Raw genomic sequence first — 24,332 nt, 5'->3', positions numbered from 1 at the left:
CGGGCCGCGGCGGGGATGCCGCTCGTGGACGGCACCCCCGCCGGGCCGATCGTCAGGCGACCGCGCAGGTCCGGTCGCCCAGCTTGAACGAGGCCGGTGCGGTGTTCGTACCCGCCCGGCCGCCCGTGAAGCCGAAGGACACCGACGAGCCCGCCGCCACGGTGCCGTTCCAGCCGGCGTTCCCCACCGTGACCGTCGCGCCGGACTGGGTGTAGCCGGCGTTCCACATCTGCGTGACCTTCTGGCCGTCGGCGAAGGTCCAGCCGAGGGACCAGCCGTTCCAGGGCGACGAGCCGGTGTTGGTCAGCCGCACGTCGGCCTGGAAGCCGTCGGCCCACTGATTGGTGATCTTGTAGCTGACGGTGCAGGCACCCGTGGGCACCGGCGGGTCCGTGCCGCCGCCTCCGTCCCCGCCTCCGCCGCTCGTGTCGGAGGTGTCGCCGTAGACGACACCCCGGCCGTTCGTCGACACGTACACCCGGCCGTACACCCGCGGATCTCCCGTGATGGCCGCGCCGGTCCAGCCCCACTGGTGGGCGTCGTCGTTGATCCGGGTCCAGGACGCGCCCTTCTCCGTGGAGCGGAAGACGCCGCGCACCCCGCCTATCTTCGCGCTGGTGTAGAGCGTCTGGTACGAGGCGCCCGGCGCGGCCTTGCCGAAGCCGACGGTGTCCGCCTGCTGCACGTTCGCCAGCTTGGTGAAGCTCGCGCCGCCGTCGGTGGAGTGCCACAGCCCGTACGCGCCGTCCGCCGCCCCGCCCGCCAGCCACACGTCTCCCCCGGTGCCGGGCAGCGCCTTGAACCGCACGCTGTCCCCGCTCGGCAGTCCCGTGGCCGCGGAGGCGGTGAAGGTGGCCCCGCCGTCCGTACTGGTGTAGAACTTCCCGGACTTGAAGCCGTAGAAGGTCTTCGCGTCGACGCGGTCCGACTCGACGATCGCGCCGGCCGGGATGCCGGCGGACTCTGCCCAGGAGGTCCCGAAGCCCGTGGTGTGCCGCACGCCGGTGCCGGCCGGGCTCCACACGAACCGGCTGCCGTCCGCCGCCGCCGCCACCGTGCCGCCGCCCGAGACACCCGAGGGGTCCTGACCCGCGAACCAGCTGGCCCCGTTGTCCGTGGAGAACGCGATGTGCGGCCCGGAGTCCAGGTCGCCGACGCGGACCACCGTGTCCGGGTCCGACTCGGCGAAGTCCAGGCCGGTGGTCGAGGTGAAGGTCGGTGAGGTGTACATCATGGACGGGACCGAGGTCAGGTCCGTGTGCCGGAAGCCGCCGATGTCACCGAGGGCGCTGAACAGCCGGGCGCCGCCGGAGGGCGGTGCGGCCAGGTCGTTGACCGCCGTCTCCTCCAGGCCCCGCACCATCGGCTTCAGGCCGAACTGCCCGCCGGTGTCCCACTTCGTGAGGTCCTCGGTGCCGTAGACCGTGGCGCCCGTGCCGAACATCATCCGGGCGGAGTCGAACGGGTCGATCTCCAGTGCCTCCGTCATCCAGCCCAGTTTCGGCGCCTGTTCGGGCGGTGACGGGTTCGCGCCGAAGGTCAGCCAGGGCGAGGAGGACACGTCCATGGTGTAGCGGTTGGAGCGGTTCGGGTACGACGTGTAGTCCCACGCCTTCGTCCAGGTGGCGCCGCTGTCGGTGGACCGGAACAGCTGGGTGTCCGGCCACCAGGAGCTGTACGCGGTGGCCATGAGGGTGGACGGGTGCTGCCGGTCGACGGTCAGCCCGCTGAAGCCGTAGTAGGTGTCGGCCTCCGCGACCGGGCTGATGTCGGTCCAGGCGCCGGTCGCCGTCGCGTACCGCAGCAGCCGGCCCTTGCCGCCGTCGTAGGGGCCGCCCGTGTCGCTGTAGGCGAGGTAGAGGTATCCGTTCACGGCGTCCAGGACGCCCTTGTGCGCCAGGTACCCGGTCGGCTGGCCCGCCAGCCTGGTCCAGGTGGCGCCCGCGTCCGTGGAGCGGTACACCGCGTTGTCCTTGTCGGCGACGCCCACGTAGAGGGTCTTCGTCGCGCTCCCGGAGGTGCCCGTGGACTCGTCGAAGGTGACCCAGACGATGCCCTGGTTGTCGCTCGCGTACCCGCTCGTGTCGCTCGGGTCCTGCCGGTAGTCGCCGGGGTTGGGGAAGCTCGTCACCTGCGACCAGGTCACCCCGGAGTCCGTCGACCGCCACAGGCCCTTGCCGCTGGGCGCGCCCAGGTACAGCACGCTGTTCTTGTTGGGGTCGACCGCCAGCCGCTCGCCCATGCCCCGGCCGGGCATGTTGCCGCCCAGCTTGAACGGTAGGTCGCTCTTCTGCCAGCTCGCGCCCCGGTCGGCGGAGCGCAGCACCGCACCGTTCGTGGGGTCCCAGCCGTTGGTGTACGTCCCGACGGCCGCGTAGACCTTGTCCGGCTGGACCGGGTCGGAGGCGAGGCTCACCACGCCGGTGTGGCCCCACTCGTCCCAGCCCACCGAGTCCAGCAGCGGCGTCCAGGTCTTGGTCGACTGCTGCCAGCGGTAGGCACCGCCGATGTCGGTGCGGGCGTAGGCGAGGTTCTTCTCGGTGCGGTTGAAGACGATCCCGGGGACGAATCCGCCGCCGTCGATCCGGGCGTTCTTCCAGGTGTAGGTGTCCGCGGCCAGGGGCGGGGCGGACGTGGCCGCGGCCAGTGCGGGCGGGGTGCCGGCGAGCAGTCCGGCGGCCAGCGAGAACGCGGCCACGAGGATGCGGGTTCTGCGCACGGTGGGGCTGCCTTTCCTGACGGAGTCTGGACAAGGTCACGGAGGTGGGATGCGGACGGACCGGGCGGCCCCCCTGTGCGGTCGGGGGCCGCCCGGCCCGGGTGGCCCCGCCGTCCTGTGGCGGGGCCGGGTACGCGGAGCGCCGGCGGGGACTATTCGAGCAGCTCCGCGTACGAGCCCATGGCCAGGGCGATGTCCGCCTGGGCCCAGAACCGGTGGTACGTGAACACGGGCGCCGCGCCGCCCTTGAGGTAGGCCTCGATCTTCGACCAGTTCGGGTCGCTCTTGTAGAAGGACCGGAGCGAGGAGAACGTGGACGAGGAGTTGATCGCGTCGCCGTTGGGCATCGTGCCGGTCCAGCCGCTCGGCACGTACACGCTGTCGTTGAACCGGCTGTAGTCGGTCCGGGTCTCCGGCACGGCGATGCCGAGGCTGTCCTGGTAGTTGCTCCACATGCCGTCCAGCAGCGCCTTCGCCGTGGACTTGGCCGTCGCGTCACCGGACTTGGCGGCGTAGTACGTCAGCGTCTTGGCGTAGGAGGCGGCCACCCCGACGTCGTCGGTGTAGTCGGCGACCGTGACGTGCAGCCCGCTGTTGGAGCCGGGGCTGGAGGCGTTCCAGGTGTCGGGCTGGCCCGACCACTGGAGGGTGGAGGGGATGCGGTAGGTGCCGTCCGGGTTGATGGTGGTCTTGGACAGCGCCCACTTCACCCACTTGTCGAGGACCGCCTTGGCCTGGGCGTTCCCGGTCTGCTGGTAGTACTCGGCGACCCGCTCCATCGACCACGCCTGGAACCCGAACCACTGGTTGGACGGCGGGTCGTGGTAGACGGGCGCCGGGTCGTAGTACATGCCGTAGAAGCTGGAGGTGCCGGCGGGCGGGTTGCTGTAGCGGCCGGCCCAGCTGTTGGTGGCACCGCCCGCGATGCCGCCCTCGGACGACTGGAGCCACTGGTAGAACTCCAGCTGCCGCTGCAGCGACTTGCTCCAGTCGCCGGCGCCGGTGGCCGACTTGGGCTTCAGGTCGGCGACGGAGCTGAGCGCGTAGGCGGCCAGGGGGTTCTGGTAGCCGCCGTGGACATGGCTGGAGCCGATCCGCCAGGCCCAGCCGGCGGAGGTGTCCGTGGCGCCGCCCCAGGCGTAGTACCAGGACAGCAGGTAGTGCGAGGCGTCCTTGCCGGTGCCGGCCGGGCAGGACGGGCTCGTGCAGTTGCCGATCTTCTTGAAGTACTTGTCGTACATCGCGTACCGCAGGTAGTCGCCCATCTTGGCGGCCTTGGCGACCGTCGCGGACACGTCACCGCTCTTGCCCTGCTGCTTGGCCCACAGGTCCGCCCAGTAGGCGGCCTGCACCGCGCGGGAGTCCGCGTCCGGGGCGTTGGTGTACTTCCACTGCTTGGCGTAGGAGCTGTCGCCGGTGAACAGGTCCAGGTAGCCGTTCTTGCCGCCGTACTTGAAGGCGTCGCAGGTCGGCTGCGGGACCGTCTCCCAGACCGACTCCTGCGAGCCGCGCTGGAAGGTGTTGATGTAGGACGGTCCGGTGGCGGTCGGTCCGGCCTCGCACTTGCCGGGCTCGTTGCCGTAGCCGTAGACGTTGTCCACGTCCTGGATCCAGTGCATGCCGTAGACGTCGTCCGTGCCGTACGCGCTCTTCAGCTCACCGGCGATCGGGTCCGTGCCCACCGGCACCGAGGTGTCCAGCTTCGCCGGGTACTCGTTCGGGGTGTCCAGCTCGGGCGCGTAGGTGGCCGGCTTCGAGGCGTTGTAGAACGAGTTCGTCGGCTGGTCGGCGTGCGTGGGGATCATGTACTTCTCCATGATCTCCCAGGCGCCGTTGAACTTCGACCAGTCGCCGGTGACCTTGCCGTACATCGCCTGGAGCCACAGCAGATAGCTGTACGCCTCCGAGGTGGTCTCGTGACCGTGGTCCGGGGCCTCGACGATCAGCGTCTCCACCGAGTGGTACGGGATGCCCTCGGGTGAGAAGTAGCCGTTCGCCGGGTTGGTGATCTTCCCGTACAGGTCCAGGAAGCGGGCGTCGTACGCCTTGGCCGCGGGCAGCTCGGTGACCGTGACCGTCGCCTTGGCGTGGCCGGTGGCCGACGCGGTGAACGTCGCGCTGCCGGTGCCGGAGGCGTCGGCCGTGACGGTCACGGTCTGCGCGGTGTTCCAGTCCGCCGGGGTGAAGGTCAGCGAGGAACCGCCGGTCACGGACAGACCGGTGTTGCCGTCCGTGCGGGCCGTGCTCACCGTCACGTTCGCGCTCGGCTGCGTGGACAGCTTCACCGAGAACGTGCCCGACTTGCCCTGCTGCACGCCCAGTTGGGTCGGCGAGGCGACCACGGCGGGGCCGGAGGCCACCGTGATGCCCACCGGGGTGGAGGTGCCGGACGCGCCCAGGCTGTCGTACGCCTTCGCCACCAGGGAATGACTGCCCACGGTCAAACTGGAGGCCGAGAGCGAGTAGGGCGCGCTGGTGTCCGTGCCCAGCAGCGTGGTGTCGTCGTAGAACTCCACCTTGCTGATGGTCGCGTTGTCGGCCGCCGCCGCGGTCGCCGCGAGGGGCACGGCGTCCCCCTGGCTGTAGACCGCGCCCGGCTTCGGGCTGGTCAGCACGGTCACCGGCGGCTGGTGGGCGCCGGCGCAGGTGGTGCCGTTGACGGCGAAGGACGTGGGAGCGGTGTTGGCGCCGCTGTAGGTGAACTGCGCGCCGGTGGAGACGGCGGCGCCCGCGGCGATGGCGCCGTTGTACGAGGCGTTCTTCACGGTGACCGACTGGCCGGACTGGGACCAGGTCCCGTTCCAGCCGCTGGTCAGCTTCTGGTTGCCCGCGTAGGCGTACGTCAGCGTCCATCCGTTGACGGCGTCCGTACCGCGGTTGGTGATCGTGAGGTCGGCGGTGAAACCCGAGCCCCAGTCGTTGGTCTTGTAGTCGACGCTGCACTGGACGGAGGCCGCGTGGGCGGTCTCCGTTCCGGTGGCGAGCATCGACAGCGGCAGGGCCGACGCGGCGACCACCGCCGTCCACAACCGACGCACGGTTCTGCGTCTGCGTCCAGGATCCATGTGCTGGTTCCTCCTTGCGGCTGCGGCTCGGGGAGAAGTCAAGGCTTGAACCAGTGGGAGCGCTCCCATAGTGAAGACGGGGTAACGGACGGTCAAGACCTAGACGATGCGAAAAGATTCGACCGGCCCGATCGCGAAAAAGTAAAGCGACCCCCCTGGGCTTTCCGGCCAGTTGGCGCTACCTTCCTTCGCAACCAGTGGGAGCGGTTCCATTCAGTCGACGCGTCCGTCAGGGCGCGCCACACTGCGAGGACTCGCTCATGCGTCACCCCCCGCGTTCCGTACTTTCAGCCGTCGCCGGCCAGTGGGCGAAGGACTTCCGGGGTCCGTCGAGGACTCGGTCCGACCGCGCCCCGGGCCGGCCGGGCCCCGGCCCGTCGGCGCCGGCCGCCCGCCCGGCACGAACCGCTCCTACGGGGCGGCGTACCGCGACGACCTCCGCCAGTGGAACACCCGCGAACCCACCGACCCGGCGGGCGGACCTTCCGCCGCCCGTCCCACCCCCGCCTGCGACGGCACACCCGCCGCGCACGGCGCCGGGCCGCGCGACCACCTCCGCGCCGTCCCACCGCAGTTCCCGACACGGCACCACACACCCACAGCACACCGAAGGACACCCGCACTCATGAGTCGTACCAGGACATCACTGCTCGCAGCCCTGGCGCTGGTCGCCGGGGCCTCGGGGACGGCGATCGGCATGCAATCGGCCTCCGCCGCTGCCTCCGCCGTCCCCTGCACCGTGGACTACAAGGTGCAGAACCAGTGGAGCACCGGCTTCACCGCCGCGGTGACCATCACCAACAACGCGGCCACGAAGTCGAGTTGGTCGCTGAAGTGGTCGTACGCCGGCGACCAGAAGGTCACCAGCGGCTGGAACGCCAAGCTCAGCCAGAGCGGTACCGCGGTCACCGCCGCCAACGAGAGCTACAACGGCGCGCTGGCCACCGGCGGCACGGTCAGCTTCGGCTTCCAGGGCAGCTACAGCGGCACCAACGCCGTGCCCGCCACGTTCACCCTCGACGGCGTCACCTGCAACGTGGACAACGGCGGCGGTGGCGACAACGGCGGGGGCGGGGACAACGGCGGCGGGGGCGACAACGGCGGCGGAGGCACCTCCGGCCGCGTCGACAACCCGTACACCGGCGCCAAGGTGTACGTGGACCCGGAGTGGTCGAAGCTGGCCGCCGCCGAGCCGGGCGGCAGCCGCGTCTCCAGCCAGCCGACCTTCGTCTGGCTGGACCGCATCGCGGCCATCAACGGCGTCAACGGCGGCATGGGCCTGCGCGCCCACCTGGACGAGGCCCTCAAGCAGAAGGGCTCCGGCCAACTGGTCGTCCAGCTGGTCATCTACGACCTGCCCGGCCGTGACTGCGCCGCCCTCGCCTCCAACGGCGAACTCGGCCCGACGGACATCGACAAGTACAAGACGCAGTACATCGACGCCATCGCCTCGATCCTGGCCGACTCCAAGTACGCGGGCCTGCGCATCTCCGCGCTCATCGAGCCCGACTCGCTGCCCAACCTGGTCACCAACGCCGGCGGCACCAACACCACCACCGACGCCTGCGTGACCATGAAGTCCAACGGCAACTACGAGAAGGGCGTCAGCTACGCCCTGGACAAGCTGGGCAACCTCTCGAACGTCTACAACTACATCGACGCCGGCCACCACGGCTGGCTCGGCTGGGACACCAACCTCGGCCCGACCGCCCAGGAGTTCTACAAGGTCGCCACCACCAACGGCGCCAGCTTGAGCGACGTGGCCGGCTTCATCGTCAACACGGCCAACTACAGCCCGACCAAGGAACCGAACTTCAAGGTCACCGACACCGTGAACGGCCAGACCGTCCGCCAGTCGAAGTGGGTCGACTGGAACCAGTACGTGGACGAGCAGTCGTACGCGCAGGGCCTGCGGGACAAGCTGATCTCGGCCGGGTTCAACTCCGGTATCGGCATGCTGATCGACACCTCCCGCAACGGCTGGGGCGGGACCGCCCGGCCCACCGGCCCCGGCCCGCTGACCTCGGTCGACAGCTACGTCAACGGCGGCCGCATCGACCGGCGCGTCCACGTCGGCAACTGGTGCAACCAGAGCGGTGCCGGACTCGGCGAACGGCCGACCGCCGCTCCCGCCGCCGGGATAGACGCCTACGTGTGGGCCAAGCCGCCGGGGCAGTCCGACGGTGCCAGCGCCCCCATCGACAACGACGAGGGCAAGGGCTTCGACCAGATGTGCGACCCCAACTACGGTGGCAACGCGCGCAACGGCAACAACCCCTCGGGCGCGCTGCCGAACTCCCCGCTGGCCGGGCACTGGTTCTCCGCCCAGTTCCAGCAGCTGATGCAGAACGCCTACCCGCCGCTGTCCTGACGCGGTGACCGAGCCGGGGCCCGCCCGACCTCCGGGCCCCGGCGGTCCGAACCGGCACGCGCGTTTGCCGAAGCGGCAACGGAAGTGGCCCCCGGCCGGTGCGCCGTCGCACCCTGACGGCAACCGGACGAGAGGCTGACCACCATGGCACACGCGCACCACGAGCAGCGCCACCAGCACCACACCGGGCACGGCCACGGTCACGGACACGGGCACGGCACGGACATCGACTGGAACGAACTGGCCCTCCTGCTGGAAGCGCAGGCGGAGCTGTTCGCCCCCGTCTACCGGCAGGCCCTGGCCTGGCTCGGGCAGCAGGCGGCCGAGCCGGGCCTCGTCGTGGACGCGGGCAGCGGCCCCGGCGTCGTCTCCTGTCTGTTCGCGCAGGCGTTCCCCGGCGCCCGGGTCGTCGCCGTCGACGGCACCGCGCCACTGCTGGAGCGCGCCCGCGACCGGGCCGCCCGGCACGGTGTGGCCGACCGCTTCGACACCGTCGCCGGCGAGCTGCCCGGGGCGCTCGGCCGGCTGGACCGCCCGGCCGACCTGCTGTGGGCCAGCCGCAGCCTGCACCACCTCGGCGACCAGCGGGCCGCGCTCGCCGCGTTCGCCGGGCACCTGGCCCCCGGCGGCACCCTGGCCCTGCTGGAGGGCGGGCTCCCCTCGCGCTTCCTGCCCCGGGACACCGGCATCGGCCGCCCCGGACTCCAGGCCCGGCTCGACGCCCTGGAGGAGGAGTGGTTCGCCCGGATGCGGGCCGGGCTGCCGGGCTCCGTCGCCGAGACCGAGGACTGGCCCGCCCTGCTGACCGCGGCCGGGCTGAAGCACACCGGCACCCGCACCTTCCTGCTCGACCTGCCCGCCCCGGCCGACGACCGGGCCCGCGCCTATGTCGCCGCGCACCTGTCCCGGGTGCGCGAGGGCGTCGCCGAGGCACTGGACGCCGATGACCGCGCCGCCCTCGACCGGCTCCTGGACCCGTCCGACCCGGCGAGCGTGCACGTGCGGCCGGACGTGTTCGTGCTCGGCGCCTACACCGTGCACACCGCCGTCCGCCAGGGCTGATGCCGCGCTTGACCTGAAGTGCTCTCCAAGTGATGGACTCCGGGCGTTCATCCGACGCACAGGGGGCCACACATGACCACGAACGACTCTCCGGTCGCGCTTGTCACCGGCGGCGGCAGCGGGATCGGCGCCGCCGTGGCGCGGCGGCTGCTCGACGCCGGACACCGGGTGACCGTCACCGGGCGCGGAGAGCGGCGGCTGCGGGACTTCGCCGAGGAACTCGGCCGCCCCGAGGGGCTGCTGACGGTGGCCGGCGACGCCTCGGACTTCGCCGACGTCCGGCACGCGGTCGACCGCACGCTGACGGCGTACGGCCGGCTGGACACGGTCGTCGCCAACGCCGGCTCCGCCACCCACGACACCGTCGCGGACGGCGACCCGTCCGGCTGGAAGGAGATGGTCCTCACCAATGTGCTCGGCCCGGCCCTGCTCATCCGGGCCTCGGTCGACGCGCTGAAGGAGACCCGGGGCCGGATCGTCCTCGTCGGCAGCGTCGCCGGGTTCGTGCACGGCCCGGGCAACCTCTACGGCGCCACCAAGTGGGCGGTGACGGGGCTCGCGGAGAACACCCGGCGGCAGGTCACGGAGTTCGGCGTGGGGGTCACGCTGGTGGCCCCCGGCCGGGTGGAGACGCCCTTCTGGGACGGCTACGGCAGCCTGCCCCCGGGGCACCTGCTGACCGCCGGCCAGATCGCCGACTCGGTTGTCTGGGCGATCGGGCAGCCGGCCGGGGTCGACGTCAACACGGTGGTCGTCCGCCCGGTGGGTCAGCCCACCTGACGGACGACGGGCCTCAGTTGGCGGCCAGGAACTGCTTGGCCAGCTGGTCCCCGAGCGAGACGGCGGCGCTGTGGCTCTCTATGGGGGAGACCTTGGAGTTCTTGAACAGGATGTAGGTCACCCCCGAGTCCGCGCCGCCGGTCTCCGGGTCCGGGTCGATGCCGAGCGCCTTGGCGGTGGCGTACGACGCCTCGCCGATGATCTTCGAGGGGCCGGTGTCGCCGACGACGGCGTACTCGACCTTGTTGTTGTAGATGACGGCGACCACACCGCCGCCCTTGATGCCCGCGCCCGAGTAGTCCCAGAGGGAGCTGGTGCTGGGCACCACGACGTACGGCAGGGTCTCCGCCTTCAGCGGCTTGCCGTCGGACTGGTGGAAGGCGGTGTCGGCCTGGAACCACGGGTCGCGGTCCTCGTTGCAGTTGGTGGTGCGCTGGCCGTCGCAGTCGATGTCCATGTCGGCCTTCCAGAACACCGCGCCGTTCTTGCCGCACACCGGGACCGTGGCCGAGGTCTCCTCGTCGGTCTTGTACTTGCCGGAGGAGATCTGCGAACAGGAGGTCACCTTGGCGAGCAGGTCGGCGGCGGCGACCGTGCCCTCCTGGGCGGACTTCGGGGAGGCGGCGGCGGAGGCGTGGGCGGGCAGCAGACCGGCGGCGAGCAGGGCGGTGCCGGAGGCGGCGGCGAGGGTGAGGGTTCGGAGGCGCACGGTGGGCCCCTTCTGTTAGGAAAGTTTCCTTACCGGGTGCGTCCACCGTGCCCCGACGGCATGCCCTCGTCAACCCCCGGGTCGCGAACGGCTGAATCGCCCGCGCATTGCGGGGCTCCGGGTAGCTGGGGAGACTGGTGGGGACCGAAACGTCTCGGATGTTCGACTCGATCCGCGGTCGCCGTTTCCGGAGGCGAGTCTCATGTTCGTACGCGCGGTGTACGCGACCGGTGATCCGGCACTGCTGGACGCCGCCGTCCGGTCGCTGAACAGCGAGGGGCGGGACCTGCTGGAGGAACGCCCGGGATACCGGGGCGCGGGCGTCTTCGTGGACCGCGACGCCGGCAAACTCCTCGCGGTGAGCTGGTGGGAGACCGAGGGGGCGCGGCACCACAGCGACGAGGTGATGCGCGAGCGGCGCGAGGCGCTGCTGGAGCCCTTCGCCGGCACGGTGTCGGTCGCCAACTACGAGGCCGCGGTGTCCCACCAGGTCGAGCACCCCCGGCAGGGCGGCCGACTGCGCGCCGTCCGGCTGGAGTTCGACCCGCGCGACGCGGACCTGGTCGTCGACACCTTCCGGGCCACGGTGGTGGCGCGGGCCGAGGCGCTGCCGGGGCTGTGCCGGACCTCCCTGCTGCTCGACCGCGAACGCGGCCGGGCCGTGGCCGGCACCCTGTTCCGCGACCGCCCCGCGCTCGCCGCCGCCCGCGCGGCCATGGCGGGCGCGCACCACGAGGCGGCGGCCGGGGCGCACGTCGACGTGGTCGGCCTGGAGGAGTTCGAGGTCGTGTACGCCGACGTGCGCCCCGACTGAGCCGCGCGGTCGCGCCGGGCCGGTGATCAGGCCATGTCGAAGGTGGCGGGGTCGGGGCCGATGCGCCGGTCCTCGTTGAGCGCGCTGATCGCCGCGAGGTCCTCGTCGTCCAGGCTGAAGTCGAACACCGCGATGTTCTCCTTGATCCGGGACGGCGTCACGGACTTCGGGATCACGACGTTGCCGAGCTGGAGGTGCCAGCGCAGCACGACCTGGGCCGGGGTGCGGTCGTGCTTGCGCGCGATGGCCACGATCGCGGGCACCTCCAGCAGGCCCTTGCCCTGGCCGAGCGGCGACCAGGCCTCGGTGGCGATGCCCAGCTCCGCGTGGACGGCGCGCGACTCGCGCTGCTGGAGGTGCGGGTGCAGCTCGATCTGGTTGACCGCCGGGACGACCGAGGTCTCCTCGGTCAGCCGCCGCAGGTGCTCGGGCAGGAAGTTGGAGACGCCGATGGCGCGCACCCGGCCGTCGGAGTGCAGCTTCTCGAACGCCTTGTAGGTGTCGACGTAGGCGTCCCGGGACGGCAGCGGCCAGTGGATCAGGTACAGGTCGACGTAGTCGAGCCCCAGCTTCGCCAGCGAGGTGTCGAAGGCGCGCAGTGTGGCGTCGTAGCCCTGGTCGCTGTTCCAGAGCTTGGTGGTGACGAAGATCTCGTCGCGCGGCAGGCCGGAGGCGGTGATGGCCTTGCCGGTGCCCTCTTCGTTGCCGTAGATCGCGGCGGTGTCGATGCTGCGGTAACCGGCCTCCAGCGCCGTGGCGACGGCTCGCTCGGCCTCGTCGTCCGGCACCTGCCAGACGCCGTATCCCAGCTGCGGCATCTCGACGCCGTTGTTGAGGATGATCGGGGGGACGTTGCTGCTCACGAGCCTCGTGGTCCTTCGCTTGTCGGCATGTGTCACTCCCATGGTCAACGATCACGGGCCGTTCCGCATTCCTGACCGCGCGATCCACCCCCCGCCGAGGGCCCGCCGAGGTGTCCGGGGCAGGGCCTCAGACGCGGTAGAGAGCCTCCACCTCGCTCTCGTACGCCTTCTCGATCGCCTTGCGCTTCAGCTTCAACGACGGTGTCAGCAGCCCGTGTTCCTCGGTGAACGGCTGGGCCAGGATGCGGAAGGTGCGGATCGACTCCGCCTGCGAGACGAGCGTGTTGGCGGCCACCACCGCGCGCCGCACCTCGGCCTCCAGGTCCGGGTCGCGCACCAGCTCGGCCGAGGTCATCCCCGGCTTGCAATGCATCTGGAGCCAGTGCTCGACCGCCTCCCGGTCCAGGGTGACCAGGGCGGCGATGTAGGGGCGGTCGTTGCCCACCACGACGCACTGGTGGACCAGCGGATGCTCGCGGACCCGCTCCTCCAGCACGGCCGGGGAGACGCTCTTGCCGCCGGAGGTCACCAGGATCTCCTTCTTGCGGCCGGTGATCGTCAGATAGCCGTCCCCGTCCAGCGTGCCCAGGTCGCCGGTGGCCAGCCAGCCGTCGTGCAGGGTCTCGTCGGTGGCCTTCCGGTTGTTGAGGTAGCCCTGGAAGACGGTGCCGCCGCGCAGCCAGACCTCCCCGTCGTCGGCGATGTGCACGGTCACGCCCGGGATCGGGGGGCCCACGGTGCCGTAGCGGGTGCGGCCGGGCGGGTTGGCGGTCGCGGCGGCCGTGGACTCGGTCAGGCCGTAGCCCTCGTAGATCTGCACGCCCGCGCCCGCGAAGAACAGGCCCAGCCGGCGGTCCATCGCCGAGCCCCCGGACATCGCGTTGCGGATCCGGCCGCCCATCGCGGCGCGGACCTTGGCGTACACCAGCTTGTCGAACAGCTGGTGCTGCATCCGCAGCGCCGCCGACGGGCCCGGCCCGGTGCCCCACGCCCTGGCCTCCACCGCCTCGGCGTACCGCACGGCGATGTCGACGGCCTTCTCGAACGGCCCCGACCTGCCCTCGCGCTCGGCCTTGCGGCGGGCCGCGTCGAACACCTTCTCGAAGATGTACGGCACCGCGAGGACGAACGTGGGCCGGAACGCGGCCAGGTCGGGCAGCAGGGCCGCGGCGTGCAGGTGCGGCTGGTGCCCGAAGCGGACCCGGCCGCGGATCGCGGCGACCTGGACCATCCGCCCGAAGACGTGCGCCAGCGGCAGGAACAGCAGCGTGGACGCCTCGTCGCCCTTCCTGGAGTGGAACACCGGCTCCCACCGCCGCAGCACGGTGTCCGCCTCGCACATGAAGTTGCCGTGGGACAGCAGACAGCCCTTCGGCCGGCCGGTGGTGCCGGAGGTGTAGACGACGGTGGCGACCGAGTCCGGGGTGACCGCCTGGCGGTGCCGGTGCACGACCTCGTCGTCCAGGTGCGCCCCGGCGTCGTACAGCTCCTGCACGCAGCCGGCGTCCAGTTGCCACAGCCGGCGCAGCCGCGGCAGCCGGTCGATGACGGTGGCGACGGTCATCGCGTGGTCCTCGTGCTCCACGACCGCCGCGGACACCTCGGCGTCGTGCAGCATCCAGAGGCACTGCTCGGCCGAGGAGGTGGGGTAGACGGGCACCACCTGGGCGCCGATGGTCCACAGGGCGAAGTCGAAGAGGGTCCACTCGTAGCGGGTGCGGCACATGATCGCGACACGGTCGCCGAAGCGGACGCCGTCGGCCAGCAGGCCCTTGGCGAGGGCCATGACCTCGTCGCGGAACTCGGCGGCCGTCACGTCCCGCCACTGCCCGGCGGCGTCCTTGCGGCCGAGCGCTATGCGCCGCGGATCCGTCACGGCGTGCTCGAAGACGATGTCGGCCAGGCCGCCCGCGGGCGGCGGCGACACCAGCGCAGGGTTGGTGAACTCGCGCAACCTCGCTCCCCGTCTCTCGCGCCCCGGTGTCGACGGTCCCCGCACCGCGGCAGCGCGGTGAAAGCTACCTCACACCCTCCGTGCGCGGGAGGGATGCGGAAGCCGGGCAAACCGCGCGTTCCGCCCGGACGACCACGGGGAAATGCCCGCACAAGGGGAAGGGCCGGACACCTTACCGACGGGTCCGTAGGTTTCGGTACCGTAATCTCCACCGAATCTGTACGCCCCGATTACGGGCACCCACCCGCACCAGGTGACCCCGGAGCCCCGCCCCGCCCGCCGTACCGGCGTGCCGGCCGGGGCGGTGCGGCTCGTCAGCGGGTCGCCCCCGCCTTCCGGGCGCCCGCCCCGGGACGCCCGCGCGGGCGCCGGCCGCCCCCGCCGCGCCGACACCGGGGCGTCCGCCACCGGCCCCGCCGGCGCGGACCCCGGGACGGGCGCCCTACGGTGCGGGCACGAGACCCGGCACCGCGCGGCCCGGCGTGCCTGTGCCGATCAGTGGCGCTTAGCCGCCGGCCGCTGCCCCGAGGCGGCCGTCCTGTGGCGGGCACTAGGGCGCCCGCCGCCACCGGCCCCGCCGGCGCGGATTCCGGGACGGGCGCCCTACGGTGTGGGCCGAGATGCGGCACCGCGCGGCCCGGCGTGCCCGCGCCGATCAGTGGCGCCTCGCCGCCGTTCGCTGCCCCGAGGCGGCCGTCCTGTGGCGGGGGCACTAGGGCGCCCGCCGCCACCGGCCCCGCCGGCGCGGACCCCGGGACGGGCGCCCCTCCGGTGCGGGCACGAGATGCGGCACCGCGCGGCCCGGCGTGCCCGCGCTGATCAGTGGCGCCTCGCCGCCGGCCGCTGCCCCGGGGCGGCCGTCCTGTGGCGGGGGCACTAGGGCGCCCGCCACCGGCCCCGCCGGCGCGGACTCCGAGACGGGCGCCCTCCGGTGTGGGCCCGAGATGCGGCACCGCGCGGCCCGGCGTGCCTGTGCCGATCAGTGGCGCTTCGCCGCCGGCGCCGCTGCCCCGGGGCGGCCGTCCTGTGGCGGCACCACCGCCCGGGCGCCCCCGGACCCCGGCGGCCGGACCTTCACCGGCCGCGACGAGGTCGCGTCCGCCTCGTGGGCACCGTCGTCGTCCGCGGCACCGCCGCCCGGTGCGCCTGTCCCAGCCCCCGGGCCGCCTGGGGGGTGCGGCGCGGGGAGGCGACGCCCGTCCCGGGCCGGGTCTAGAAGCCGGCCCGCCGCCCGGCACGGTGACGTCCCGCCGCCCGGCCGCGCCGGTCAGCCGGTGCTGCGGCGCAGGTGTTCGCCGCCCGCCAGCACCGCCGCCGCCAGCGCGTTCGCGGCGTCCTCGGCCGGGCCCCGGCGGCGGCCGTGCACCAGGACGAAGTCGACCTTGCCCAGCTCGGGCAGGCCCGCCCGGTCCGGCAGCCGGAACAGGCCCGGGGGAATCAGCCGCCGGGAGTGGGCCATCACCCCGAGGCCGGCCCGGGCCGCCGCGATCAGCCCGTTGAGGCTGCCGCTCGTGCACACGATCCGCCAGGGACGGCCCTGCCGCTCCAGCACCTGGAGGGCCCGGGCCCGGGTGATGCCCGGCGGCGGGTAGACGATCAGCGGAACGGGCCGGTCCGCCTCCAGCCGCAGCCGCTCGGCGCCGATCCACACCAGGTCGTCGCGCCACACCAGCTCACCGCGCGGGTCCTCCGGGCGCCGCTTGGCCAGCACCAGGTCGAGCTTCCCCGCCGCCAGCCGTTCGTACAGGGTGCCGGACAGCTCCACGGTCAGCTCCAGGTCAACCTCCGGGTGGTCGTAGCGGAAGCCCTCCAGGATCTCCGGCAGCCGGGTCAGCACGAAGTCCTCCGAGGCGCCGAAGCGCAGCCGGCCCCGCACCCGCGTGCCGGAGAAGAACGCCGTCGCCTGCTCGTGCACCTCCAGGATCCGGCGGGCGAACCCGAGCATCGCCTCGCCGTCCTCGGTCAGCTCCACCGAATGGGTGTCCCGGGAGAACAGCTGCCGCCCGGCCGCCTCCTCCAGCCGCCGCACGTGCTGGCTGACCGTGGACTGGCGCAGCCCCAGCCGCCGGGCGGCCTGGGTGAAGCTCAGCGTCTGGGCGACCGCCAGGAAGGTGCGCAGGTGCGTCGGCTCGTACACCCCCCGAGCCTAGCGCGGCCATCACGGAACGCGATGGCAGTCAGAGCGGTATACCGGATTCCCGATCGGCGGCGGCAGGAGGACGATGGAGGGGGGCCCTGCGGGCCCGGGACCGTGCGACACCGAGCGACCGGGCCCAGAACAGCAACCGGACACAGAACAGACGGAGCACCGTGACACGCCTGCGCCGGCCCAGTTGGCTGCCGATCGACCCGTACATCGTGCTGCTGCTCGGGACGGTGGGGCTCGCCGCCCTGCTCCCGGCCCGGGGCACCGCCGCCGACGTCACCTCGGGCGCCTCCACGGCCGCCATCGCCTTCCTCTTCCTCCTCTACGGCGCCCGGCTGTCCACCCGGGAAGCGCTGGACGGACTGCGCCACTGGCGGCTGCACCTGACCGTGCTGGTCTGCACCTTCGTCGTCTTCCCGGTGTTCGGGCTGGCCGCCCGCGGCCTGGTGCCGGTCCTGCTGACCCAGCCGCTCTACCAGGGCCTGCTGTTCCTGACGCTGGTGCCGTCCACCATCCAGTCGTCCATCGCGTTCACCTCCATCGCCCGCGGCAACGTGCCCGCGGCGATCTGCGCCGGGTCCTTCTCCTCCCTCGCCGGCATCGTCCTGACCCCGCTGCTCGCGGCGGGGCTGCTCGGCGGCGACACGGTCGGGTTCTCCACGGACTCGCTGCTGCGGATCGTGCTCCAGCTGCTGGTGCCGTTCGTCGCCGGGCAACTGCTGCGGCGCTGGATCGGGGAGTTCGTCACCCGGCACAAGAAGGTCCTCGGCCTGGTCGACCGCGGCTCCATCCTGCTGGTCGTCTACACCGCGTTCAGCGAGGGCATGAACCAGGGCATCTGGCACCAGGTCAGCCCGCTGCGGCTGGCCGGGCTGCTCGGCGTCGAGGCCGTCCTGCTGGCGGTGATGCTGGCCCTGACCTGGTACGGCGCCAAGGCGCTCGGCTTCGGCCGGGCGGACCGGATCGCCGTGCAGTTCGCCGGGTCGAAGAAGTCCCTCGCCTCCGGGCTGCCCATGGCGAGCGTCCTGTTCGGCAGCCACGCCTCGCTGGCCGTGCTGCCGCTGATGCTCTTCCACCAGATGCAGCTGATGGTGTGCGCGGTCATCGCCAAGCGCCGGTCCCACGACCCGGAGGCGGCCGAGGACGCGTCCCCCGAGCCGGGGGACGCGCCCGAGGGGTCAGCCGCGGACCCGGTCCAGGGGCAGCCAGGCAACCGTGTCCTGCGTTGACCGCAGCACGTCCGGGTCCGTCAGCTCCCCGTCGGTCAGCGCCCGGTCCCAGACCCGCACCTCGTCCAGCGCGCCGGTGAGGAAGGCACGGCTGTCCACGCGCTGGCCGAGGTGCACGCCGAAGGGCGAGTTGCGGCTGACCGAGCCCGGCCTGTCCGCCGTGGTGACGGCCGTTCCGTCGACCGACAGGGACAGCAGTCCGCCGCCCCGGCGGAGCACGGCGTGGTGCCACCGGCCGTCGTTGTAGGCGGTCGAGGTGCGCACGGACGCGGACTGCGGCGCGGCGGCCCCGTTCCGTACCGTGATCAGTGCCTGCACCCGGTTGCCCGCCGGTTCCCCGCGCAGCCACACCTGCGGCTGGCTCGTGCCGGTCCCGCCCATCCACAGCAGCGGCTGCTCCCCCGTGGCCGCCGAGTACCGGAACCACAGCGACACCGTGAAGTCCGACGTGCCGAGCGGGAGGGCGGCGCGGTACGGCAGCCGGACCGCGTCGTCGGTCCCGTCGAACCGCAGCGCGCCCCCGGACACCCCGTCGGTGTCCTCCGGGTCGCCGAGCACCGCCGCCGGGCGGGCGTGCCGGGCGAGGTCGGGGGTGACCGGGTCGGGTCCGCGGCGCGGGCCGAGCCGGTCCTCGGTGAAGCGGGCGAAGCGGATCTCGTCACGGGCGTCCACCGCCCCGCCCTCGTACAGCAGGCCGATCCCGGCGGAGCCGACGCGAACCAGGTCCGAGTAGCCGGACCAGTCCGTGGTGACGACCGTGCCCCGGTCCGTGCCGTCCCAGGTCCGTCCGCCGTCCCAGGAGGAGCGGATCATCATGGTGCGGCGCCGGTCGGGGTCGCCGGGGCAGGCGAGCAGCAGCCGGTCGCCGACGCGCAGCAGCGAGCCCTGCACCTGCGGGGTGTACAGGTCCGGCAGGGCGCGGAAGGGCCCGGTGAAGTCGGTGCCGCCGTCGCGGCTGACCGCCTGGGTGCGGTGGCCGAGGTCGGTGCCGTCCTGCTCGCGCCCGCTGACCAGGACCGAGCCGTCGCCGCGCTCGGCGAGGGTCAGTTCGGAGGGCTTCTGCCGGAAGGTGCCGTCGGCGGCGACGGGCCAGGTGTCGGTGGCGCCGATCCGCCAGTGCCGGCCGTGGTCGTCGCTGACGACCAGCGCCGCGTGGTTGGCGGTGACCCTGGTCCCGTCCCAGGTCTCGGTGTTGACGCCGAGGACCAGACGGCCCGCGTACCGGCCGCGGGTCAGCTGGATGCCGTGCACGGGCCCGGTGGCGTACCAGGAGTTCCAGTCGGCGGGCAGGATCTCGGGGCTCAGATCGCGTGGCGCGGACCAGGTCTCGCCGTCGTCGTCGCTGTACTGCAGGTGCGGGGTGCGGTCGCAGGGGACCGGGCAGTTGGCGCTGTCCGTACGGCCCGTGTTGTACGTCTCCGCGAGCCAGATCCGCCCGGTGTCGCGGTCCACGACCGGTGCCGGGTTGCCGTGGGTGTCGCCCGCCCCCTCGGTGACGACCCGCAGCGGGCCCCAGGTGCGCCCGCCGTCGGTGGAGCGCTTGAGCACGATGTCGATGTCGGCGGCGTCCCCGCAGTTGAGGACGCGGCCCTCGGCGAAGGCCAGCAGCGTGCCGTCGGTCGTCCGGACGATCGCCGGGATGCGGAAGCAGGCGTAACCGGGGTCCTGCGCGGCCTTGAACAGCACCTGCTGCTCGAAGTCCGGTGCGGCGGCGGCCGGCTGGGCGAGGGCCGGGGGAGCGGGCAGGAACGACAGGAGCAGCCCGGCGGCGGTGAGGGCGGCGGTGGCGAGTACGGATCCGGGACGGGCGCGGAGAGGTGACGGCACGGCGGGACCTGCCCTTCGTCGGCCGGACGTGCGGACAACCGGACATCCCACGTCCAACGAGCGTCCCACCGAAGGTAGTTGGGGGGTGCGCGGCTCACAAGAAGCGTGCACTCACGGGCGCGGCACGACTTCTGCCGAGGGTGGCCCGGGTGGTGATCGCCCGGTGCGCGGCCGCCGCCCCCTCAAGGCCGGACTCCCCGTGCACGGCGGCCCCGGGTGCCCTCGGCGCGCAGCCGCCGCAGCTGACGCCGCCACCGCTCGTACCCCTCCGGCCGTTCGCGCGCGATCGGTGCCGGCCGGGAGCCGGTCACCGGCGTGGCGCCCACCGGCAGGCCGAGCGCCCGGCTCGTGCCGCCGCCGGAACCGCGGGCGACCCCGGCCCGGATCTCCGGCACGGAGGGCTGGCGCGCCGCGTAGGTCAGCCGCGGGCGGCCGGCTCCCGCAGGGCGATCCGGTGCTCGCCCGCGTACACGTTCATCGAGGTGCCGCGCAGGAAGCCCACCAGGGTCAGGCCGGTCTCCGCGGCCAGGTCCACCGCCAGCGAGGACGGCGCCGAGACGGCCGCGAGCACCGGGATGCCCGCCATGACCGCCTTCTGCGCCAGCTCGAAGGAGGCCCGGCCGGAGACCATCAGGAGCGTCCGGGACAACGGCAGCGCGTCGTCGCGCAGCGCCCGTCCCACGAGCTTGTCGACCGCGTTGTGCCGGCCCACGTCCTCGCGGGTGTCCAGCAGCTCCCCGTCCTCGTCGAACAGGGCCGCCGCGTGCAGGCCCCCGGTCCGGTCGAACACCCGCTGGGCCGCCCGCAGCCGGCCGGGCAGCTCCGCCAGCAGCCCGGGGGTGACCCGCAGCGGGGGAGTGTCGGCGATGGGCCAGCGCGCGGTCGTCCGGACGGCGTCCAGGCTGGCCTTGCCGCACAGACCGCAGGAGGAGGTGGTGTAGACGTTCCGCTCCAGGGTGAAGTCAGGGAGGGCGACACCGGGGGCGGTGCGCACGTCGACCACGTTGTAGGTGTTCGAGCCGTCCGCCGTGGCGCCCGCGCAGTAGACGATGTTCCGCAGGTCCGCCGCCGAGGCCAGGACGCCCTCGCTGACCAGGAAGCCGGCGGCCAGCGCGAAGTCGTCGCCCGGGGTCCGCATGGTGATCGCGAGCGGCTTGCCGTTCAGCCGGATCTCCAGGGGTTCCTCCGCGACGAGCGTGTCCGGCCGGGTGGAGACAGCCCCGTCCCGGATGCGCAGGACCTTGCGTCGTTCCGTCACTCGTCCCATGCCCCTCATTGTCCTGCACACGGGGGGCGGGGGACCGGGCGGGGGGCGGGCGGCGCGGTGGGCCCGTTCCATCGGCCGCACGGTGGGCGCTTTGTACGGACGTCCGACAGTCTGACCGGAGCCGACAATCACGACGCCGGTTTCCTGTGGCCTCACCTGCCGTCGTACCCGCCGGTCACTGACCACACTGGTGGATCCCGCCACCCACGGCCACGAGGGGATTCCCGCAATGAACGGCTCGCGCATCGTCGCCATCGGCCACTACCAGCCCGCCCGGGTGCTCACCAACGACGACCTGGCGGCCATGGTCGACACCAGCGACGAGTGGATCCGCACCCGGGTGGGCATCCGGACCCGGCGCATCGCCGGCCCCGACGAGCCGGTGGACGAGCTGGCCGCGCACGCCGCCGCCAAGGCCCTCGCCGCCGCCGGCCTGACCCCCGGCGACATCGACCTGGTCCTCGTCGCCACCTCCACCGCCGTGGACCGCTCCCCGAACACCGCCGCCCGGGTCGCCGCCCGGCTCGGCATCCCGGGACCCGCCGCCCTGGACGTGAACGTGGTCTGCGCCGGCTTCACCCACGCGCTCGCCACCGCCGACCACGCCCTGCGGGCCGGCGCCGCCACCCGAGCCCTGGTCGTCGGCGCCGACAAGATGTCGGACGTCGCCGACTGGACCGACCGCAGCACCTGCGTCCTGGTCGGCGACGGGGCCGGGGCCGCCGTGCTGACCGCCTGCCCGCCGGGGACGGAACCCGGCATCGGACCGGTGCTGTGGGGATCGGTGCCGGAGATGGGGAACGCCGTCCGCATCGAGGGCACCCCGCCCCGGTTCGCGCAGGAGGGGCAGAGCGTCTACCGCTGGGCCACCACCCGGCTGCCGGCCATCGCCCGCCAGGCCTGCGAGAAGGCCGGGACGGCCCCCGAGGACCTCGCCGGGGTCGTGCTGCACCAGGCCAATCTGCGGATCATCGAGCCGCTGGCCCACAGGCTCGGCGCCGTGAACGCGGTGGTCGCCCGCGATGTCACCGAGTCCGGCAACACCTCGGCCGCCAGCATCCCGCTCGCCTTCTCCAAGCTGCTCGAACAGGGCGCCCTGCGCAGCGGGGACCCGGTGCTGCTGTTCGGGTTCGGCGGCAACCTGTCGTACGCCGGGCAGGTCGTGCGCTGCCCCTGAGGACCGCCCCCCGCGTACGGGTTGCGCGCTCCGTCCGCGACCCCGGTACGGGATCCTGTGCACCGTAGACTGTAGACGAAAGACAATCGATACTGAGCGTCCATCGCCCACGCGTCAGACCCGCCAGGAGGACCGCGATGTTGTCGACCGGACTGCCGCAGGGGGCGGTGCCCAGGCTGGAGAGGCCCGGCCCGCTGCGCGAGCGCGTGTACGAGGCGCTGCTCGAACTCATCACCACCCGCGCCCTGCGCCCCGGCCAGCACCTGGTGGAGAGCGAACTCGCCGGGCACCTCGGCGTCTCCCGCCAGCCCGTGCGCGAGGCGCTGCAACGGCTGAACACCGAGGGCTGGGTCGATCTGCGCCCCGCCCAGGGCGCGTTCGTGCACGAGCCGACCGAGGAGGAGGCCGACCAGCTGCTCACGGTCCGCACCCTGCTGGAGGCGGAGGCGGCCCGGCTGGCCGCCGCGCACGCGGACGGCGCCGGCATCGCCGTCCTCCACGCCTTGTGCGCCGAGGGCGAGGAGGCCGTGGCGGCCGAGGACGTGGACCGCGCGGTCGCCCTCAACGCGGCCTTCCACAGCAAGGTCATGGAACTGGCCGGCAACACCGTCCTCGCCGGACTCGCCGCCCAGGTGGACCGGCGGGTCCGCTGGTACTACACCCCGGTGGCCCGGCAGCGCGGCCGTCAGTCCTGGGTCGAGCACCGGGAGCTGATCGCCGCCGTCGAGGCCCGGGACGAGCGGCGCGCCACGGAGCTGATGCGCGCGCACACCGAGCACACGCGGCGGTCGTACCACGAGCGCGAGACCGCCTGAGCGGCATACGCCAGGTGTTCCCCCGTCCGCCGGCGGCCGGGGGAACACCTGGCAGGACGCGGCGGCCCGAGGGTCAGGCGGCGGGGCGCGGCCTCGGTGCCGGCAGCCGGCCCGTGCCGCCCCGGCCCGGCTGCCGCAGCAGCAGGGCGAGCGCCGCCGCGGCCATCGAGACACCGCCGGCCAGCGCGTAGGCCCCGTCGTAGCCCCACGCGCCGACCACCAGCGAGCCGAGGCCGCCGCCGAACAGGCCGCTGACCAGCTTGCCGCTGTACACCAGGCCGTAGTTGGTGGCGTTGTAGTTCTCGCCGAAGTAGTCCGGGGTCAGCGCCGCGAACAGCGGGTAGAACGCGCCGCCGCCGAAGCCGGAGAGGAAGGCGAAGAACAGGAACAGCCACTGGTTGCGGGACTCTCCGGCCCAGATGACACCGAACTGCGCGAGCCCCAGCACCACGATGACGAACACCAGCGTCGTCCTGCGGCCCCACAGGTCCGACAGCCAGCCGACCACCGCGCGGCCGATGCCGTTGACGACGGCCATGACACCCATCGAGGACGCGGCGACCAGGGGGCCGAAGCCGACCTCCTTGGCGAAGTCGACCTGGAAGGAGATCCCGAAGATCGACACTCCCGCCGTCATCACGATCATGACCCACATGAGCGGGAGCATCCCGGTCCGGATGGCCTCGCCGGGCGTGTACTGGCGCACCGCCGGCGGGTTCTTCGCCAGGCTCGCGGCACCGGCGCCGCTCCCGGCGCGGGCCGGCGGGGCCACGTCGGCCGGCCACCAGTTCTTCGGCGGGTCCTGGAAGAAGAACGCGCAGACCGCGACCACGACCAGGACGTAGCCGCCGATCAGGTCGAGCACCCGCTCGTAGTCGCCCGTGTCGAAGGCGTAGTTGAAGAGGAAGATGAAGGGCAGCGAGCCGTAGGCGAAGCCCCCGTTGACGAAGCCGGTCTTCGCCCCGCGCCGCTCCGGGAACCACTTGCCGACCATATTGATGCACGTGGCGTAGATCAGCCCGGAGCCGACACCGCCCACGACACCGAAGCCGAGGACGGCCGGCAGGACGTCGTGGAAGTGGGACAGGGACAGGAAGCCGAGCAGGCACATCACGGCGCCGACGTACATCGCCCGGCGCGCCGAGAGCAGGCCCCGCTCGCGCAGCCAGCCCGCCGGGAACGCGATGCCCGCCTGGAAGAAGATCCAGACGCTCAGGATCCAGAACGTGTCGCTCTGGGTCCAGCCGTGGGCGGAGGACAACGTGTCCTCCGCGGAGCCGTAGGCGTACTCCGAGACACTGATGGCCATCATGGAGAGCCAGGGAAGGTACACCATCAGCTTGCGCGAGTGACCGAGGATGTCCCGGTCCGTCTCGCCGACGCGGTAGACGCGGCCGCGGGCGTCGGTCACCTCGCGGTACGCGTGGTACGGCGCCTCCGGCCCGGCCGGTGTCTTCCGGGTCCTCATGGGATCTGACGTCATGTGGGGCCAGCTCCTCGCCGGTGGGGGACGGGTGGGGGGTGTGGGGCACGG

Annotated in this window: 16 protein-coding genes; 7 read left to right on the top strand and 9 right to left on the bottom strand. The window is 72.8% G+C overall.

Going from position 1 to position 24,332, the window contains the following annotated elements; genetic code table 11:
- Window positions 1–52: 52 nt before the first annotated feature.
- Both ACZ63H_RS13400 and ACZ63H_RS13395 read right to left on the bottom strand, forming a co-directional pair.
- Window positions 53–2,719 carry a cellulose binding domain-containing protein gene (locus tag ACZ63H_RS13400; protein ID WP_469864418.1) on the bottom strand — a complete coding sequence of 889 codons (2,667 nt, stop codon included), beginning with the start codon at window positions 2,717–2,719 and terminating at the stop codon, window positions 53–55.
- Window positions 2,720–2,871: 152 nt separating this feature from the next.
- Window positions 2,872–5,784: a glycoside hydrolase family 48 protein gene (locus tag ACZ63H_RS13395; RefSeq protein WP_469864416.1), complete on the bottom strand. Its 2,913-nt coding sequence runs from the start codon at window positions 5,782–5,784 to the stop codon at window positions 2,872–2,874.
- Window positions 5,785–6,409: 625 nt separating this feature from the next.
- On the opposite strand from ACZ63H_RS13395, the gene ACZ63H_RS13390 reads away from it, so the two are divergent.
- The 3 genes from ACZ63H_RS13390 (at window position 6,410) to ACZ63H_RS13380 (ending at window position 9,997) form a co-directional block, all read left to right on the top strand.
- On the top strand, window positions 6,410–8,155 hold the full coding sequence (locus ACZ63H_RS13390; RefSeq protein ID WP_469864414.1) for a glycoside hydrolase family 6 protein: 1,746 nt from the start codon (window positions 6,410–6,412) through the stop codon (window positions 8,153–8,155).
- A 144-nt stretch (window positions 8,156–8,299) separates the two neighbouring features.
- Complete coding sequence (locus ACZ63H_RS13385) at window positions 8,300–9,217, top strand: methyltransferase domain-containing protein (RefSeq protein ID WP_469864412.1); 918 nt, start codon at window positions 8,300–8,302, stop codon at window positions 9,215–9,217.
- Between the two features lie 72 nt (window positions 9,218–9,289).
- Window positions 9,290–9,997 carry an SDR family oxidoreductase gene (locus ACZ63H_RS13380; protein WP_469864410.1) on the top strand — a complete coding sequence of 236 codons (708 nt, stop codon included), beginning with the start codon at window positions 9,290–9,292 and terminating at the stop codon, window positions 9,995–9,997.
- A gap of 13 nt (window positions 9,998–10,010) precedes the next feature.
- Here ACZ63H_RS13380 and ACZ63H_RS13375 read toward each other — a convergent pair whose 3' ends face one another.
- The gene (locus ACZ63H_RS13375; RefSeq protein WP_469864408.1) at window positions 10,011–10,706 is read right to left on the bottom strand and encodes a glycoside hydrolase family 75 protein; all 696 of its coding nucleotides are present in this window, start codon (window positions 10,704–10,706) and stop codon (window positions 10,011–10,013) included.
- Between the two features lie 202 nt (window positions 10,707–10,908).
- On the opposite strand from ACZ63H_RS13375, the gene ACZ63H_RS13370 reads away from it, so the two are divergent.
- On the top strand, window positions 10,909–11,520 hold the full coding sequence (locus ACZ63H_RS13370; RefSeq protein ID WP_469864406.1) for a hypothetical protein: 612 nt from the start codon (window positions 10,909–10,911) through the stop codon (window positions 11,518–11,520).
- Window positions 11,521–11,546: 26 nt separating this feature from the next.
- On the opposite strand, the gene ACZ63H_RS13365 is transcribed toward ACZ63H_RS13370, so the two are convergent.
- The 3 genes from ACZ63H_RS13365 to ACZ63H_RS13355 all read right to left on the bottom strand — a co-directional run bounded on the left by ACZ63H_RS13365 (window position 11,547) and on the right by ACZ63H_RS13355 (window position 16,474).
- The gene (locus ACZ63H_RS13365) at window positions 11,547–12,383 is read right to left on the bottom strand and encodes an aldo/keto reductase (RefSeq protein ID WP_469864404.1); all 837 of its coding nucleotides are present in this window, start codon (window positions 12,381–12,383) and stop codon (window positions 11,547–11,549) included.
- Between the two features lie 127 nt (window positions 12,384–12,510).
- Entirely contained in the window at window positions 12,511–14,337 is a 1,827-nt protein-coding gene (locus ACZ63H_RS13360; RefSeq protein ID WP_469864402.1) for an AMP-dependent synthetase/ligase, read from the bottom strand.
- 1,267 nt (window positions 14,338–15,604) lie between these two features.
- Window positions 15,605–16,474 carry a LysR substrate-binding domain-containing protein gene (locus ACZ63H_RS13355; RefSeq protein WP_469864400.1) on the bottom strand — a complete coding sequence of 290 codons (870 nt, stop codon included), beginning with the start codon at window positions 16,472–16,474 and terminating at the stop codon, window positions 15,605–15,607.
- Between the two features lie 173 nt (window positions 16,475–16,647).
- On the opposite strand from ACZ63H_RS13355, the gene ACZ63H_RS13350 reads away from it, so the two are divergent.
- Complete coding sequence (locus tag ACZ63H_RS13350) at window positions 16,648–17,712, top strand: bile acid:sodium symporter family protein (RefSeq protein WP_469864398.1); 1,065 nt, start codon at window positions 16,648–16,650, stop codon at window positions 17,710–17,712.
- Here the strand turns inward: ACZ63H_RS13350 and ACZ63H_RS13345 are convergent.
- The gene (locus tag ACZ63H_RS13345; protein ID WP_469864396.1) at window positions 17,662–19,539 is read right to left on the bottom strand and encodes an exo-alpha-sialidase; all 1,878 of its coding nucleotides are present in this window, start codon (window positions 19,537–19,539) and stop codon (window positions 17,662–17,664) included. The two genes, ACZ63H_RS13350 and ACZ63H_RS13345, sit on opposite strands and share 51 nt — an antisense overlap.
- Window positions 19,540–19,957: 418 nt before the next feature.
- A complete protein-coding gene (gene fdhD, locus ACZ63H_RS13340) occupies window positions 19,958–20,806 on the bottom strand; it encodes a formate dehydrogenase accessory sulfurtransferase FdhD (RefSeq protein WP_469864394.1) in 849 nt (282 codons plus the stop codon).
- Between the two features lie 229 nt (window positions 20,807–21,035).
- Here fdhD and ACZ63H_RS13335 point away from each other — a divergent pair, with 229 nt between their 5' ends.
- Both ACZ63H_RS13335 and ACZ63H_RS13330 read left to right on the top strand, forming a co-directional pair.
- Complete coding sequence (locus tag ACZ63H_RS13335) at window positions 21,036–21,983, top strand: beta-ketoacyl-ACP synthase III (protein ID WP_469864392.1); 948 nt, start codon at window positions 21,036–21,038, stop codon at window positions 21,981–21,983.
- 137 nt (window positions 21,984–22,120) lie between these two features.
- A complete protein-coding gene (locus tag ACZ63H_RS13330; RefSeq protein WP_469864390.1) occupies window positions 22,121–22,798 on the top strand; it encodes a GntR family transcriptional regulator in 678 nt (225 codons plus the stop codon).
- Between the two features lie 73 nt (window positions 22,799–22,871).
- Here ACZ63H_RS13330 and ACZ63H_RS13325 read toward each other — a convergent pair whose 3' ends face one another.
- Window positions 22,872–24,281: an OFA family MFS transporter gene (locus ACZ63H_RS13325; RefSeq protein ID WP_469864389.1), complete on the bottom strand. Its 1,410-nt coding sequence runs from the start codon at window positions 24,279–24,281 to the stop codon at window positions 22,872–22,874.
- Window positions 24,282–24,332 lie beyond the last annotated feature (51 nt).

It is taken from the genome of Streptomyces sp. NPDC104831, from assembly GCF_055583025.1.
The sequence above is the reverse complement of the archived record's forward strand: the minus strand, read 5'-3'. Positions and strand labels throughout refer to the sequence as shown.

Coding starts and splice junctions, on each gene's coding strand:
- ACZ63H_RS13395 (WP_469864416.1), bottom strand. CDS start 5,784: ATGGATCCTGGACGCAGACGCAGAACCGTGCGTCGGTTGTGGACGGCG.
- ACZ63H_RS13390 (WP_469864414.1), top strand. CDS start 6,410: ATGAGTCGTACCAGGACATCACTGCTCGCAGCCCTGGCGCTGGTCGCC.
- ACZ63H_RS13385 (WP_469864412.1), top strand. CDS start 8,300: ATGGCACACGCGCACCACGAGCAGCGCCACCAGCACCACACCGGGCAC.
- ACZ63H_RS13380 (WP_469864410.1), top strand. CDS start 9,290: ATGACCACGAACGACTCTCCGGTCGCGCTTGTCACCGGCGGCGGCAGC.
- ACZ63H_RS13370 (WP_469864406.1), top strand. CDS start 10,909: ATGTTCGTACGCGCGGTGTACGCGACCGGTGATCCGGCACTGCTGGAC.
- fdhD (WP_469864394.1), bottom strand. CDS start 20,806: ATGGGACGAGTGACGGAACGACGCAAGGTCCTGCGCATCCGGGACGGG.
- ACZ63H_RS13335 (WP_469864392.1), top strand. CDS start 21,036: ATGAACGGCTCGCGCATCGTCGCCATCGGCCACTACCAGCCCGCCCGG.
- ACZ63H_RS13330 (WP_469864390.1), top strand. CDS start 22,121: ATGTTGTCGACCGGACTGCCGCAGGGGGCGGTGCCCAGGCTGGAGAGG.
- ACZ63H_RS13325 (WP_469864389.1), bottom strand. CDS start 24,281: ATGACGTCAGATCCCATGAGGACCCGGAAGACACCGGCCGGGCCGGAG.